Annotated in this window: 15 protein-coding genes; 10 read left to right on the top strand and 5 right to left on the bottom strand. The window is 67.5% G+C overall.

From position 1 onward, the window contains the following. The first annotated feature begins 176 nt into the window (after positions 1-176). From J2S76_RS08490 to groL, 4 genes are all read left to right on the top strand, one after another. Entirely contained in the window at positions 177-551 is a 375-nt protein-coding gene (locus tag J2S76_RS08490; RefSeq protein WP_307059435.1) for a phasin family protein, read from the top strand. A 244-nt stretch (positions 552-795) separates the two neighbouring features. Beyond that, positions 796-1,305 carry a phasin gene (locus J2S76_RS08485; protein ID WP_307059433.1) on the top strand — a complete coding sequence of 170 codons (510 nt, stop codon included), beginning with the start codon at positions 796-798 and terminating at the stop codon, positions 1,303-1,305. Positions 1,306-1,556: 251 nt separating this feature from the next. Further along, a complete protein-coding gene (locus J2S76_RS08480; protein ID WP_026221330.1) occupies positions 1,557-1,844 on the top strand; it encodes a co-chaperone GroES in 288 nt (95 codons plus the stop codon). A 47-nt stretch (positions 1,845-1,891) separates the two neighbouring features. Then, positions 1,892-3,532 (top strand): chaperonin GroEL, encoded by a 1,641-nt coding sequence (groL, locus tag J2S76_RS08475; protein WP_307059429.1) that lies wholly within the window; start codon positions 1,892-1,894, stop codon positions 3,530-3,532. Positions 3,533-3,890: 358 nt separating this feature from the next. On the opposite strand, the gene J2S76_RS08470 is transcribed toward groL, so the two are convergent. Next, positions 3,891-4,514 (bottom strand): MarC family protein, encoded by a 624-nt coding sequence (locus J2S76_RS08470; protein ID WP_307059427.1) that lies wholly within the window; start codon positions 4,512-4,514, stop codon positions 3,891-3,893. A gap of 166 nt (positions 4,515-4,680) precedes the next feature. Here J2S76_RS08470 and rnhB point away from each other — a divergent pair, with 166 nt between their 5' ends. After that, positions 4,681-5,316 (top strand): ribonuclease HII, encoded by a 636-nt coding sequence (gene rnhB / locus J2S76_RS08465; RefSeq protein ID WP_307059425.1) that lies wholly within the window; start codon positions 4,681-4,683, stop codon positions 5,314-5,316. A gap of 38 nt (positions 5,317-5,354) precedes the next feature. Here rnhB and cydB read toward each other — a convergent pair whose 3' ends face one another. The 3 genes from cydB to J2S76_RS08450 all read right to left on the bottom strand — a co-directional run bounded on the left by cydB (position 5,355) and on the right by J2S76_RS08450 (position 8,836). Next, positions 5,355-6,377 (bottom strand): cytochrome d ubiquinol oxidase subunit II, encoded by a 1,023-nt coding sequence (cydB, locus tag J2S76_RS08460; RefSeq protein ID WP_307059422.1) that lies wholly within the window; start codon positions 6,375-6,377, stop codon positions 5,355-5,357. A 2-nt stretch (positions 6,378-6,379) separates the two neighbouring features. Then, positions 6,380-7,789, bottom strand: a complete 1,410-nt coding sequence (locus J2S76_RS08455) for a cytochrome ubiquinol oxidase subunit I (RefSeq protein WP_307059420.1) — start codon at positions 7,787-7,789, stop codon at positions 6,380-6,382. Positions 7,790-7,918: 129 nt separating this feature from the next. Continuing rightward, positions 7,919-8,836, bottom strand: a complete 918-nt coding sequence (locus J2S76_RS08450) for a uracil-DNA glycosylase (RefSeq protein WP_307059418.1) — start codon at positions 8,834-8,836, stop codon at positions 7,919-7,921. 113 nt (positions 8,837-8,949) lie between these two features. Here J2S76_RS08450 and J2S76_RS08445 point away from each other — a divergent pair, with 113 nt between their 5' ends. From J2S76_RS08445 to J2S76_RS08435, 3 genes are read left to right on the top strand one after another with little or no spacing between them, the layout of a single operon-like run. Then, positions 8,950-10,620, top strand: coding sequence for an electron transfer flavoprotein-ubiquinone oxidoreductase (locus J2S76_RS08445; protein WP_307059415.1), 1,671 nt, complete (start codon positions 8,950-8,952; stop codon positions 10,618-10,620). Between the two features lie 9 nt (positions 10,621-10,629). Beyond that, positions 10,630-11,670 (top strand): hypothetical protein, encoded by a 1,041-nt coding sequence (locus J2S76_RS08440; RefSeq protein ID WP_307059413.1) that lies wholly within the window; start codon positions 10,630-10,632, stop codon positions 11,668-11,670. A 35-nt stretch (positions 11,671-11,705) separates the two neighbouring features. Next, positions 11,706-12,599: an alpha/beta hydrolase gene (locus J2S76_RS08435; RefSeq protein ID WP_307059411.1), complete on the top strand. Its 894-nt coding sequence runs from the start codon at positions 11,706-11,708 to the stop codon at positions 12,597-12,599. Here the strand turns inward: J2S76_RS08435 and J2S76_RS08430 are convergent. Beyond that, a complete protein-coding gene (locus J2S76_RS08430; protein ID WP_307059409.1) occupies positions 12,586-13,047 on the bottom strand; it encodes a hypothetical protein in 462 nt (153 codons plus the stop codon). The two genes, J2S76_RS08435 and J2S76_RS08430, sit on opposite strands and share 14 nt — an antisense overlap. 290 nt (positions 13,048-13,337) lie before the next feature. On the opposite strand from J2S76_RS08430, the gene phnC reads away from it, so the two are divergent. Both phnC and phnD read left to right on the top strand, forming a co-directional pair. Further along, a complete protein-coding gene (gene phnC, locus J2S76_RS08425) occupies positions 13,338-14,180 on the top strand; it encodes a phosphonate ABC transporter ATP-binding protein (RefSeq protein ID WP_307059407.1) in 843 nt (280 codons plus the stop codon). A gap of 14 nt (positions 14,181-14,194) precedes the next feature. Next, positions 14,195-15,196, top strand: a complete 1,002-nt coding sequence (gene phnD / locus J2S76_RS08420) for a phosphonate ABC transporter substrate-binding protein (RefSeq protein ID WP_307059405.1) — start codon at positions 14,195-14,197, stop codon at positions 15,194-15,196. The last annotated feature ends 21 nt before the right edge of the window (positions 15,197-15,217 follow it).

Here is a 15,217-nt window from a genome sequence, read left to right as displayed (position 1 = left end):
CGGTTAATTGGTTGCCACCGATCCCGGTTAACCAAACGCAACCGGGGCGCGGCGGGAGGGTGAATTCCGTTGCGTTTTGCCAGGCGTCTCCTACTTTAGACGTAGGCATCAGGCCGGATAGCCTTGCCTTACGTTGCGTCTACACTCCCACATCGTCATCCGGAGGAGTTTTCGCCATGGCCGACAATCCGAAACTCGACGTTCCCCCCGAGCTGCGCGCCATCGCCGAGCAGGGCGTGGGGCAGGCGCGCGCGGCGATCGACGGCTTCCTCACGGCCGCGCACAAGGCGCTCGACGATGCCAGCCGAAAGGTCGACGCGGCGCATGGCAATGCCCGCGACATGGGCCGCACCACGCTGGATTTCGCCGAAGCCAACATCGCCGCCGGGTTCGATTTCGCCTCGCGCCTCGCCAAGGCGACCACGGTGGACGAGTGGACGCGGCTGCACGCCGACTATGTGAAGGAACAGGCCGCCCGCCTCACCGAGCAGGCCAAGGCCATCGGCCAGCATGCCAGCGCGGCCTCGCCCTTCGCCAAGGGCGACAATTGAGCGGCGCGTGAGCGCGACGTGAGGCGACGCGGTCAGCGGCGTCGCTAAAAAAAAGTTGAAAAAATTTGCAGCTCTGGGTGGTTTGTGCATTGCAATATTATGTTGCAGTGCACAATTATAGGGGGCCAGACGAGGCAGAGGGTCGGGTTTCACTCTGACAGCGCCTTTGCCGGTCAGGGCGCGACCGCCAGCGCGGAGCGGTCGCCGCCATCCTGAATCCGCCGCGACTGCGAGGAGAAAACCCATGGTTGACGCTACCCCCATCACCCCGTCCCCGAAAAAGGCCGCCAAGGCCGCCACCTCGGCTTTCGAGGCCGCCATGCCCAAGTTCGAGATGCCGAAGTTCGACATGTCGGCCGGCGTGGAAGTGCCCGCCGTCGTGCGTGAAATGGCCGAGAAGAGCGTGCAGAACGCGCGCGACACCTATGAGAAGTTCAAGGCCAACGCCGAAGAGACCACCGACCTGCTCGAAGACACCTACAGCACCGCCTCGCGCGGCCTCACCGAGTACAACACGGTGGCCCTCGAGTCGCTGCGCACCAATGTGAACGCCGCCTTCGACTATATGGGCGCGCTGTTCGGCGCCAAGAGCGTCTCGGAAGCGGTGGAGCTTTCCACCGGCCATATGCGCAAGCAGTTCGACGTGCTCTCGGCCCAGGCCAAGGAACTCTCGACCCTGGCCCAGAAGGTCGCCACCGACACCGCCGAGCCGATCAAGGCCTCGGTCGAGAAGACCATCAAGAAGTCGGCCTGATCGCCGCTTCCACGGCCGTCAAACACCCGGTTCGCGCCCTGCGCGGGCCGGGTTTTTTCATGACCCGCGCCCGCCCGCGCCGCATGACGCACTATGACAGACGAAGGTCGCCCGGTGCGCTTGACTCACTCGGGCACCGTTCCTATCTCCGCTGCAAGTTTGGCACTCGCCTCTGAAGAGTGCTAGTAAGCTCCATACCCAGCGCCACGACGGCGCGCGATAGGAAGACCGAGGATCTACCGATGGCCAAGCTGAAGTTCCGCCCCCTGCATGACCGCATCGTGGTGAAGCGCCTCGACGCCGAAGAAAAGACGGCGGGCGGCATCATCATCCCCGACAGCGCCAAGGAAAAGCCCTCGCAGGGCGAAGTGCTCTCCGTCGGCCCCGGCGCCCGCGACGAGGCCGGCAAGCTCGTCCCGCTCGACGTCAAGGCCGGCGACAAGGTGCTGTTCGGCAAGTGGTCGGGCACCGAGGTCAAGATCGACGGTCAGGACCTCCTGATCATGAAGGAATCGGACGTCATGGGCATCGTCGGCTGAGCCGACCTTATCCTTCCCCGACATTCTGAATTTCAGGAGTAGGCCAGATGGCTGCCAAAGACGTTAAATTTGCCGGCGATGCCCGCGAACGGATGCTGCGCGGCGTCGATATCCTCGCCAATGCGGTGAAGGTCACGCTCGGCCCCAAGGGCCGCAATGTCGTGATCGAGAAGAGCTTCGGCGCCCCGCGCATCACCAAGGACGGCGTCACCGTCGCCAAGGAGATCGAGCTCGAGGACCGCTTCGAAAATCTCGGCGCCCAGCTGGTGCGTGAGGTCGCCTCCAAGACCAACGACCTCGCCGGCGACGGCACCACCACCGCCACCGTGCTCGCCCAGTCGATCGTCCGTGAAGGCGCCAAGTTCGTCGCCGCCGGCATGAACCCGATGGACCTGAAGCGCGGCGTCGACCTCGCGGTCGCCGAGGCGATCAAGGATATCGAGAAGCGCGCCAAGAAGGTGAAGAACACCGACGAAGTCGCGCAGGTCGGCACCATCTCCGCCAATGGCGATGCCTCGATCGGCGAAATGATCGCCGGTGCGATGCAGCGCGTCGGCAATGAGGGCGTGATCACCGTCGAGGAAGCCAAGACCGCCGAGACCGAGCTCGACGTGGTCGAAGGCATGCAGTTCGACCGTGGCTATCTCTCGCCCTACTTCATCACCAATGCCGAGAAGATGACGGTGGATCTCGAAGATCCCTACATGCTCATCTTCGACAAGAAGCTTTCCGGCCTGCAGGCGATCCTGCCCGTGCTCGAAGCCGTGGTGCAGTCCGGCAAGCCGCTGCTGATCGTCGCCGAGGATGTCGAGGGCGAGGCCCTGGCCACGCTCGTCGTCAACAAGCTGCGCGGCGGCCTCAAGGTCGCGGCCGTCAAGGCTCCGGGCTTCGGTGATCGCCGCAAGGCCATGCTGGAAGACATCGCCATCCTCACCGGTGGCCAGGTCATCTCCGAAGAGCTCGGCATCAAGCTGGAGAGCGTCAACCTCACCATGCTCGGCCGCGCCAAGAAGGTGATCATCGAGAAGGAAAAGACCACCGTCATCGATGGCGCCGGCAAGAAGAAGGACATCGAGGGCCGCGTCGCGCAGATCAAGGCGCAGATCGAGGAAACCACCTCGGACTATGACCGCGAGAAGCTGCAGGAGCGCCTGGCCAAGCTCGCCGGCGGCGTCGCGGTGATCCGCGTCGGCGGCGCGACCGAAGTCGAAGTGAAGGAAAAGAAGGACCGCGTCGACGACGCGCTCAACGCCACCCGCGCGGCTGTGCAGGAAGGCATCGTCCCCGGCGGTGGCATCGCCCTTCTGCGCGCCAAGAAGGCCGTGGAGAAGCTGACCTCCGACAACCCGGACATCCAGGCCGGCATCAAGATCGTGCTGCGCGCGCTTGAGGCCCCGATCCGCCAGATCGCCGAGAATTCCGGCGTCGAGGGCTCGATCGTGGTCGGCAAGGTGCTGGAATCGAAGGACCCGAACTTCGGCTTCAACGCCCAGACCGAGCAGTTCGTCGACATGATCGCCTCCGGCATCGTCGACCCGGCCAAGGTCGTTCGCACCGCCCTGCAGGACGCGGCCTCGGTCGCCGGCCTGCTGATCACCACCGAAGCGATGATCGCCGATGCGCCCAAGCGCGACGGCGGCGCCCCCTCCATGCCCGGCGGCGGCGGCATGGGCGGCATGGACTTCTGAGGAAGTCCATTCGCCCCTGCTTTTCGCTGAGTGCCTAAGCCGGGCAAGCCCGGCTTAGGTGGCGGCATGGACTTCTGAGGAAGTCCATCCACCCCTGCGGTTTCTTGATGCCGAACTCGGCAACAGCCGACTTCGGTGGCGGCATGGACTTCCTCGGGGGTCCATCCGCTCCTGCGGGCTTCAATTGAATGAAAAGGGCGCGGCGCAAGCCGCGCCCTTTTTGTTGCGGCATTCCACCGTTGCGCCGTCATCCCCGGGCTTGGCCGAGGGGCGGCTGCTGAAACGAAGATGGGGATGGCGGTGTCTGGCCCGACGACGACGTTGCGCGGCGAAGGACGGCCCGCGTGGGCCCGGCGCCTCAGATCGGCGGCAGGTGCAGCCACTGGGAGGTGGCGCTGAGGATGAGGTCGACCGCCAGCGCGGCGAGGATCATGCCCATCACCCGGCTGATGATGGAAGCGCCGCCACGGCCGATCAGCTGCCCCAGGCGGCCGGCCGCCAGCATGATGAGGAGCGTCATCCCGAGCACCAGGCTGAAGGTGGCGATGGTCATGATCCGCTCGGAAAAATCATGCCGCGCGGTATCGGTCAGCACCACCGCCGCCAGCATCGCGCCCGGGCTGGCGATCGAGGGGATGGCGAGCGGATAGATGGCGATCTCGAGCGGGTTCATCTCGGCCGGCGCATGCGGATCGCCGTGGCTCTTGCCGTGGATCATGGTGAGCGCGAACAGGAACAGCACGATGCCGCCGGCGATCTGGAACGACTCGATCGACACATCCATCGACCGCAGCAGCCAGTGCCCCGCCATGGCGAAGAACACCAGCACGCCGAAGGAGACGAGGGTGGAGAGCAGCGCCGCCTTGGTGCGGTCCGCCGCGCTGAGCCCTGCCGTCACCGCCAGGAAGACGGGAAGCGTGCCCAGCGGGTCGATCACCACCCAGAGCGTGACGAATTCCTGAATGCGTTCCGACCAGTTCATGATCCGCTCGAATGGTTGCCCGGCCTTATAGGCTCATCCGCCGACGGGCGGGTGGAAATGTTGCATCCCTGCCGCCTGCTCGGCATGGTGCGGCGCGGGCGACGGCGCGAATCGCGCGGGCGAAACGCGCCAGCCGTGCACCGATTCCTATGAGAGACCTTCCATCATGGCCGAGCCGCGACAGAAACCGGACTTTTCGCGGGAGCACGCGGCGCACCGTGCGGGCGAGGTGCCGGTGGCGGGTGTCGACGAAGTGGGGCGCGGCCCGTGGGCCGGGCCGGTGGTCGCCTGCGCCGTGGTGCTGGACCCCGTGCGCGTGCCCGTGGGGCTCGACGATTCCAAGCGCCTGTCGGCCGCCCAGCGCGAGCGGCTGTTCGAGGAGATCTGCGCCACCGCCGATGTCTCGCTGGCCTTCGCCCCGCCGATCCGTATCGATGGCCATAATATCCGCCAGGCGACGCTATGGGCGCTGGCCCGCGCGGTGGCCGGCCTGTCGCGCGCCCCGCGGCTGGTGCTGGTGGATGGCAATGACCTGCCGCCCGTGCCCTGCGCGGCGCACACCATCATCGGCGGCGACGGGCTGGTGGCGTCCATTGCGGCGGCGTCCATCGTCGCCAAGGTGACGCGCGACCGGCTGATGGGCGCGCTCGGGGCGGCGCATCCCGGCTATGGCTTCGAGCGGCACATGGGCTATGGCACGCCCGAGCACCAGCAGGCATTGGCGGCGCTCGGCGTGTGCCGCCACCACCGCACTTCCTTCGCGCCGATCCGCACCCGCCTCGACGAAACGCCGGCGGCCTGAACGGGACGGGGGGCGCGCGCACCGCGCGCCCTGCGGGCTCAGTGGTAGCCCTCGCCCTCGCGCACCTTGCCGCGGAACAGCCAGTAGACGAAGGCGATGTAGCCGAGGATCACCGGCAGCATGAAGATGGTGCCGATGAGCATGAACACCTGGCTCGCCGGGGCGGCGGCGGTTTCCCATACGGTGAGCGACGGCGGCACCAGATAGGGGAAGATCGACACCCCGATGCCGAAATAACCGAGCAGGAACAGCCCGATGACGCCGAAGAAGGGCAGATTGTCATGGCCCTTCTCCAGCCAGCGCCACACCGCATAGGCGAGCACGAGGGTGAGCAGCGGCACCGGCGCGAGATAAAACAGGTTCGGCGTGGTGAACCAGCGCTCGGCGATGCGCGGGAAGGCCAGCGGCGTCCACAGGCTGATGATGGCCATGAACACCAGCACCACCGGCAGCAGCATCTTGGCCCGCGCGCGCGAGCGGATGGCGGCGGCGCCCTCGGTCTTCATGACAAGCCAGACGCTGCCGATCAGCGCATAGCCGGCCACCACGGCGAAGCCGCAGACCAGGGCGAAGGGGGTGAGCCAGTCGAGCGGGCCGCCGGCGAAGGCGTTGTTCTCGACCTTGATGCCCTGCACGAAGCCGCCCAGCAGCACGCCCTGGAAGAAGGCGGCCAGAGTCGAGCCGCCGGCGAAGGCGATGTTCCACAGGAACCGGCTGGTGTCGGCGACGTGGCGGAACTCGAAGGCGACGCCCCGGAACACCAATGCCAGCAGCATGAAGATGACCGGCAGGTAGAGCGCCGGCATGACGATCGAATAGGCGAGGGGGAAGGCGACCAAGAGGCCGCCGCCGCCCAGCACCAGCCAGGTCTCGTTGCCGTCCCAGAACGGGGCGACCGAGCTCATCATCTGGTCCTTCTCCACCTCGCTGGCGGCGAAGGGAAAGAGGATGCCCATGCCGAGGTCGAAGCCATCCAGCACCACATACATGGCGATGGCGACGGCGAGCAGCAGCGACCAGATGACGGGCAGATACCATTCCATGCCGGAGCCGACGAACATGCTCATTCCCCCGGATTGTTGATGGCCGCGCGCGTCGCCTTGTGGGCGGAGGCGAGCGGACGGGTCGGCACGCCCACCGGCGGCTCGACGGCCGCGCCTTCGGGGCCCTTCGCGATCAGCCGGTTGATGTAGTAGATGCCGCCGGAGAACACGATGCCGTAGACGAAGATGAACAGAACCAGCGTGGTGGCCACCGCCCAGCCATCGACCGGGGAGACCGCGTCCGCCGTGCGCAGGATGCCATAGGCCACCCAGGGCTGGCGGCCGACCTCGGTGACGAACCAGCCGGACAGGATGGCGACGAAGCCGATCGGCCAGATGTGCTGCAGCGGCGCGAGGTACCAGTCGGTCTCGAACAGCCGACGGCGCCAGAGCAGGAAGGCGCCGAGCCAGCCGACGGCGATCATCAGCGCGCCAATGCCCACCATGACGCGGAAGGCGAAGAACGGCACCGCCACCGGCGGGCGGTCGGCACGGGGGAAGTCCTTCAGCCCCTGGATGGTGTCGGTCCAGCTATGGGTGAGGATGAGGCTGCCCAGATGCGGGATGGCGATCTGGTAGTCGTTGCGCTCGGTTTCGTCATTGGGGATGGCGAACAGCACCAGCGGCACGCCGCTGGCGCCGGGCTCGTTCTCCCAGTGGGCTTCGATGGCGGCGATCTTGGCCGGCTGGTGCTGCAGCGTGTTCAGCCCATGCGCGTCGCCGATAAAGGCCTGCAGCGGGGCGAAGACGCAGATGAGGCCGAGCGCCATCCGCATCATGGTGCGCCCATCCTCGGGGTAGCGGCCGGAATGGACATAGCGCGCCCCCACCGCGAGCACCACGAAGGCGGTGGTGAGGTAGCAGGCCGTCACCATATGCGCGAGGCGGTAGGGGAAGCTCGGGTTGAAGATGACGGCCAGCCAGTCCACCGGATGGGCGACGCCATCAATGATCTCGTGGCCGGCCGGCGTCTGCATCCAGCTATTGGCGGAGAGAATCCAGAACGCCGACAGCGTGGTGCCCAGCGCCACCATGACGCAGGAAAACACGTGCAGCCCGCGCGGCACCCGGTTCCACCCGAACAGCATGATGCCGAGGAAGGTCGCTTCCAGGAAGAAGGCGGTCAGCACCTCATAGCCGATGAGCGGGCCGATGACATTGCCGACGACGCGGGAGAAATGGCTCCAATTCGTGCCGAACTGGTAGGACAGCACGATGCCGGAGACCACGCCCATGGCGAAGGACACGGCGAAGATCTTGGTCAGGAAGCGGGCAATGCGGTGGTAGCGCTCATGCCCGGTGCCGATCCACAGCAGCTCCAGCGTCGCGATATAGGCGGCGAGGCCGATGGTGAAGCTGGGAAAGATGATGTGGAAGGAAACGGTGAAGGCGAACTGGATGCGCGCCAAAAGGGTGGGATCGAATTCCATCGCTCAACCTCTGCCGTCACCGCCTGCGAGGGTGACAGTCGCAGGGTAAGCCCATGCGCGCGTCAATGGAATGACTCAAATCAGCCGCGATGCGGTCGAATTGTCCCGGCCATCGGCAGCGGAGAGGGCCTAGTCCCCGCCGGTCGCGCCCGGCTGTTGCGCCAGCCTGGCCTCGATCGCCAGCATGTCGCGCCAGGCCATGCGTTTGCCAAGCGGCGTGCGCAAGAGATAGGCGGGGTGGAAGGTGGCCAGCGCCGGGATGGTTCGGCTGCCGGTGTCGTACTCCACCCAGCGCCCGCGTCCCTTGGTGATTCCGTCGCGCAGCCCGAGCAGGGTCTGCGCCGAGGGGCCGCCGAGGCAGACCAGCAGGTCGGGGTTGGCGAGTTCGATCTGCCGGCGGATGAAGGGCAGGCAGATCGCGGTTTCCTGCGGCGTCGGCGTGCGGTTTCCCGGCGGGCGCCAGGGCACGACATTGGCGATGTAGGCGCTCGTGCGGTCGATGCCGATCGCCGCCAGCATGCGGTCGAGCAGCTTGCCCGAGCGGCCGACAAAGGGCTTGCCCTCGATATCCTCGTCGCGTCCCGGCGCCTCGCCCACCAGCATCAGCCGAGCGGCGGGGTTGCCGTCGGCGAAGACCAGCCGGGTGGCGGTGTGCTTGAGCGGGCAGCCCTCGAAGCTTTCCAGCAGTGCCCGCAGCGCGTCGAGATCCGGGGCGGAGGCGGCGGCCTCGCGCGCCTCCAGCGCCGCCACGTCAGGCGGTGGCGGGGAGGCGGGGATGGCGGGGGCGGGCATCGGGGCGCGGCGCGGGGCCGGCGCGGCGGCCCCTGGCGCTGCGCCCTCGGGGGCGGTTCTGCGCGGTGAGTCCGGGGCGGCGAGGGAAGGGGGCGCGGCGCGCGCGGCCTGGCTCTCGGCGAAGCGGTCGACCGGCTCTTCGCCCAGCGCGACATCGACCCCCGCCTCCAGATGGAAGGCAAGGATGTCGGCAAGGGCGTCGCGGTCGCCCGCCCAGTCGCCGCCGTTCCCGCTATCGCTAAGTGTCGAACTCATAAGGCGCATTCTTCCCGTCGGATGGCTGATCCTATCCGTCGCGGAGAGAGTTGTCAGGTCGGGGCAAGCGTGGAAGAAGTCCAATCAGCACCCTGCGGGAGCGGAGAGACGGAATGAATGCGGCGGAACGGCCGGCGGAACTGCCTGAACGCGAGGCGATGGAGTTCGACGTGGTGATCGTCGGCGCCGGTCCGGCGGGGCTGGCGGCAGCGATCCGGCTGAAGCAGATCGACGACAGCCTCTCGGTGGTGGTGGTCGAGAAGGGCTCGGAGGTCGGGGCGCATATCCTCTCCGGCGCCGTGGTCGACCCTTCCGGGCTCGACCTGCTGTTCCCGCACTGGCGCGACGCTGCCGACGCGCCGCTGAAGACCCCCGTCACCGACGACCGTTTCTATTTCCTCGGCCCCGCAGGGTCTCTGCGCCTGCCCAATGCGCTGATGCCGCCGCTGATGAGCAATCACGGCGCCTATATCGGCTCGCTCGGCACGGTGTGCCGCTGGCTGGCGGGCAAGGCGGAGGCGCTGGGCGTCGAGATCTATCCCGGCTTCGCCGCCGCCGAGGTTCTATATGAGGACGGCGCGGTGGCCGGCGTCGCCACCGGCGACATGGGCGTGGGGCGCGACGGCGCCATCACCGACCGTTTCACCCGCGGCATGGAGCTCAGGGCGAAGTACACGCTGTTCGCGGAAGGCGCGCGCGGCCAGCTCTCCAAGCAGCTGATCGCCCATTACCGGCTCGATGCCGGGCGCGAGCCGCAGAAATACGGCATCGGCCTCAAGGAGCTGTGGACCGTGCCGGCGGAACAGCACCGGCCGGGGCTGGTGCAGCATTCCTTCGGCTGGCCGCTGGACAACGCCACCGGCGGCGGCTCCTTCCTCTACCATATGGAGGACCGGCAGGTGATGGTGGGCTTCGTGGTCCACCTCAACTACGCCAACCCTTATCTCTCGCCCTTCGAGGAATTTCAGCGCTTCAAGGCGCACCCGCTGGTGCGCGAGACGCTGGAAGGCGGCAAGCGGATTTCCTATGGCGCCCGCGCCATCACCGAGGGCGGCTACCAGTCGGTGCCCAAGCTGGTCTTCCCCGGCGGGGCGCTGATCGGCTGCGCCGCCGGCTTCGTCAATGTGCCGCGCGTCAAGGGCAGCCATAACGCGGTGCATTCCGGCATGCTCGCGGCCGAAGAGGTGGCGAAGGCGCTGACTGCGGGGCGCCAGCACGACGAACTCGCCGGCTACGAGGCCGGCTGGCGCGGCTCGGCCATCGGGCGCGATTTGTGGAAGGTGCGCAACGCCAAGCCGCTGTGGTCGAAGCTCGGCACCGCGATCGGCATCGCGCTGGGCGGGCTGGACATGTGGCTGAACACGCTGCTGGGGGTCTCGCCCTTCGGCACGCTGGGACACGGCAAGCCGGATTCGGCGACACTGAAGCCGGCGGCGCAGTCAAAGCGCATCGACTACCCCAAGCCGGACGGCGTCGTCTCCTTCGACCGGCTGTCCTCGGTGTTCCTGTCCAACACCAATCATGAGGAAGACCAGCCGATCCACCTCAAAGTCGCCGACATGGCGCTGCAGAAAGCCTCCGAGCACGATGTCTATGCCGGGCCTTCGGCGCGCTACTGCCCGGCGGGCGTGTATGAATGGGTGGAGGAGGGCGGCGAGCCGCGCTTCGTGATCAACGCGCAGAACTGCGTCCACTGCAAGACCTGCGATATCAAGGACCCCAACGCCAACATCACCTGGGTGGCGCCGGAAGGCGGCGGTGGGCCGAACTACCCCAATATGTGAGGATTGAGCATGCGGACCGGTCTTCTCGCCAGCTTGGCACTGGGCGCCAGCCTGTGGATGGGGGCCGGCCTTCCGGCGCTCGCGCAGGAAAAGCCCGATTACGAACCCTACCGGGAGGGGCTGTTCCTGCGCTACCTCAATGCCGAGCCGGGCGAGATCGACGGCGTGCCGCGCCTCGGCCTCTCCTTCGGCGGCAGGGCGCTACGCGCCGAGCTCGATTCCGGCTCGACCGGCATATTGGTGGCGGCGGAATTCGTGCCCGGCTTCGAGACGATGCCCTCGCAGGGGCCGGCCAAGCTCACCTACACCAGTTCCGGCCGGGTGATGCTGGGGCAGTGGGTGGTGATGCCGGTCACGCTTTCCGGCCGCGAGGGGGCGAGCGTGACCACCGCGCCGATGCCGGTCATGGTGGTCACCGAGGTGCAGTGCCTCGACACGGCCCGCGCCTGCCGCCCCACCACGGAGCCGCGCAACATCGCGATGGTTGGCGTCGGCTTTGCCCGCGAGGGCGACAGCCAGAGCCAGAGCACGCCGGACAAGAACCCGCTGCTGCACGTCGCCGGCGGCGAGGGCGCGCGCCGGCAGGGCTATATCCTCTCGCCCGAGGGTGTGCATATCGGCCTGACCGCCGCCAATACGCGCGGCGCCTTCCGCTATGTGAAGCTCGACCGTCGGCCCGATGGCGCCGACTGGGCGCCGCTGCCGGGCTGCATCGCGCTGGGCGGCTCAACCCAGCCTTCCTGCGGCACGGTGCTGGTCGATACCGGCGTCTCGGTGATGTTCATGACCGTGCCGGCGGCGCAGGCGCCGGGAGCGCAGGGAACGCTGCCGCCGGGGACGCAGGTGGCGATCAGCATCGGCGCGGAGGGTGGCGCCTTCCCGCTCTACAGCTTCAGCGCCGGCGATGGCGGGCCGATGACCCCGGCCGGCATCCATCTGCGGGTGTCGGACAAGGCGCGCCCCTTCGTCAACACCAGCTACCACCTGCTGAACGGCTTCGACGTGCTGTTCGACGGCGAGGGCGGGTATGTCGGGTTTCGGCCGAGGTAGCGGGCGGCGCCCGGCATCGGCGATTGGGGGATCGAATGGCCAGCGAGATCGATGAGCTGAAGCAGCTTTTCTCCGGCCAGCCGCGCCCGGCAAGCTGGGCGGAGCGACGGCAGCGGATGGACGATATCTGCGCCATCGACCCGCCGCCCGATGACGTCGTTTTCACGCCCGTCGACGTTGAGGGTCTGCCGGCCGAGTGGTCGCTAGCGCCGGGGAGCGACGCGACGCGCGTCCTGCTGTATTTCCACGGCGGCGGCTATTGTTCGGGCTCGATCCGCAGCCACCGGGCGATGGTCGGCTCCCTCGGCAAACAGGCGGGCATCCGCACCCTCGCCATCGGCTATCGGCTGGCGCCGGAGCACCCCTATCCTGCCGCGCTCGAAGATGCTCTCGCCGCCTGGCGTTTCCTGCGGGCACAGGGCTATGCGGCGCAGGCCATCGCGATCGGCGGTGACAGCGCCGGCGGCAACCTGACGCTCGCCACGCTGATCGCCCTGCGCGAGGCAGGTGAGGAGATGCCCGCCGCCGCCTGGCTGGTTTCGCCCTGGACCGACCTGACGATGAGCGGCGCCACGCTCGACACCAAGGCCGCCGTCGACCCGCTGATCAGCCGCGACTATCTCGTCGGGCTGGCGAAGGCCTTTCTGGCGGGCCGCGACCCACGCGATCCGGCGGTCTCGCCGCTCTTCGCCGACCTCGCCGGCCTGCCGCCGACGCTGGTCCAGGTAGGTTCCAGCGAGGGGCTGCTGGACGACGCGGTGGGCATCGCCCGCGCGCTCGGCGCCGCCGAGGTGCCGGTGGTGCTGGAGGTGTGGCCGCTGATGATCCATGCGTGGATGGTGTGGGCCGCGCGGCTGGCCGATGGGCGTGCCGGGCTTGCGCGCGCCGCCGACTGGCTGCGCGCGCAGTTTGCGCTCAGAACAGGCTGAACAGGAACACCGCGAGCAGGATGGCGGCGGCCCAGAGGTCCGTCACCATGGCGACGGTCTCGCGCATGGTGCGGTGCGGGCGCATCAGGTGGTTCACGCCGGCAAGGCCGAGGAACAGGCCGCCGATGAACGCCACCGGCAGCGCCCAGATCGAGAACAGGATCGACAGGATGCCGGCGAGGCCGATGGAGACATTGGCGAAGCCGAGTTCCTGCACCACCACATGCGCGCGGGCCTCATCGACGCCCAATATGCCCTTGAGCGTGAAGCCCGGCCGCAGGATCTGGGTCACGCCCGCCAGCAGCAGCCGCACGCCCACCGCCCAGAAGGCGAACCATTTGGTGGCGATGACGATCAGGCTGCCGAGCCCGGTAATCCCTGGATACTCCGCCGCGATGCTCAGCAGCGGCGCCACCACCATCGTCAACGCGACTATTGCATAATACATGCGGCCCCCGCTCCCGTTCAGCCTGCCCGAACCCGCGGCGAGTGTGCTGACGAAGCCGCGCCGAAGTCAATGAAGCCGATGGAGCGGCAGGGTTTTTCCCACCGGCACCGTGCGGGGCGCGGCAGGCCTCCAAGGGTCCGCAGAGGGGCGCTCCTTGCACCTGAATACCGCCTGAAAGCCGCGCGGCGACAGGGCGGGGGCCGTGTCATGGAACTGTAATCGCGGCTTCATCCACCCGTCACTGCGGGGGGCTACCCCAAGCCGGTCTTCAACAGGCCGGCGGAGCACCGATGGCGGCAGCCCTTCAACTCGACCGAGTGAGCAAGACCTACGGCCAGATGCGCGCGGTGGAAAACGTCTCGCTCACCATCCAGCCCGGCGAGCGCGTCGCTCTTATCGGCGCCTCGGGGTCGGGCAAGTCGACGCTGATCCGCCTCGCCTCCGGCCTCATCCTGGCCGACCGCAACGGGTCGGGTTCCGGCGCCGTGCATTCCTTCGGCATCAAGGTGCAGGAAGGCGGCAAGCTGGCCCGCGACGTGCGGACCGCCCGCCGCCATATCGGCCTGGTGTTCCAGCAATTCGCCCTGTCGGGCCGGCTCTCCGTGCTGACCAATGTGCTGGTCGGCGCGCTTGGCCGCATGAACGCGCTGCGCGGCACGCTCGGCCTGTTCAATGCCGATGAGCGCCGCACCGCCTATGCGGCGCTGGCTGAGGTCGGCATCGCCCAGCACGCCGCCAAGCGGGCGCGCGAGCTTTCCGGCGGCCAGCAGCAGCGCGTCGCCATCGCCCGGGCGCTGGTGCAGGGCGCCAAGCTGGTGCTCGCCGACGAGCCCATCGCCTCGCTCGACCCCAAGAGCGCCAAGCGGGTGATGGACACGCTGGTGACGATGAGCCGCGACTACGGCATCGCGCTGGTCGTGTCGCTGCACCAGGTGGACTACGCCACTGCCTATTTCGACCGCATCGTGGCGATGAATGCCGGGCGCGTCGTGTTCGACGGCCCGGCCTCGCAGATCAACGCCGCCTTTCTGACCGAGCTCTACGGCGCCAGCGCCGAGGAGCTGATCCTTCCCAGCCAGTTCGTGGTGCCGGCCCCGGCCGAAGCCGCAGCCCCCTCCCAGACCGTTTCCTGACAGGAGCAACCCCCATGAAGCGTCTCATCGCTGCCGGCCTCACGCTGGCCGCCCTTGCCGTTCAGGCCCGCGCCGAAGAGATCAAGGAGCTGAACTTCGGCTTCATCTCCACCGAGTCCTCGGCCAACCTCGCCAAGAGCTTCGAGCCCCTGATCAAGGACATGGAAAAGGCCATCGGCGTTCCGGTGAAGCCCTTCTTCGTCGGCGACTATGCCGGCGTGATCGAAGGCATGCGCTTCAAGAAGGTCGACATCGCCTGGTACGGCAACAAGTCGGCCATGGAAGCGGTGGACCGCGCCAATGGCGAAGTGTTCGTCAAGACCGCCAAGCCGGACGGTTCCTCGGGCTACTACTCGCTGATCGTCACCAATGTCGATCGCACCGACATCAACAATCTCAAGGACATCCTCGATTGCTCGAAGGGCTATAACTTCGGCAATGGCGATCCGAACTCGACCTCGGGCTTCCTGGTGCCGAGCTACTACGTGTTCGCGCTGAACAATGTCGATCCGAGCAAGTGCTACAAGCGCGTCGTCGCCTCGAACCATGAAGGCAACCTGCTCGCGGTCGCCAACAAGCAGATCGACTTCGCCACCAACAACACCGAAAACGTGTCGCGCCTGCAGGCGACCCGCCCGGCCGAAGCCGCCAAGATCAAGGAAGTGTGGCGCTCGCCGCTGATCGCCGGCGACCCGATCGTGTGGCGCAAGGACCTGCCGGCCGACCTGAAGGCGAAGATCTACTACTTCTTCATGAGCTATGGCCGCCTCGGCACCCCGGAAGAGATCGTCCACGCCCGTGAGGTTCTCGCCAAGACCTCGGACGGCTGGGGCCCCTTCCTCGCCTCCTCCGACGCCCAGCTGATCCCGGTCCGCCAGCTCGAACTGTTCAAGGCCAAGGTCAAGGTCCAGAACGACGACAAGCTCTCGGCTGACGAGAAGGCCGCGAAGGTCAAGGAGATCGACGCCAAGCTCGCCGCTCTCGAAGACCAGCAGAAGAAGCTCCCCAGCATGTGAGGCGCGCGGGACCGCACGCGC

It is taken from the genome of Ancylobacter vacuolatus (genome assembly GCF_030813595.1).
Lineage (GTDB): Bacteria > Pseudomonadota > Alphaproteobacteria > Rhizobiales > Xanthobacteraceae > Ancylobacter > Ancylobacter vacuolatus.
Note: the sequence above shows the minus strand (reverse complement) of the source record. Positions and strands in the feature narration are given on the sequence as shown.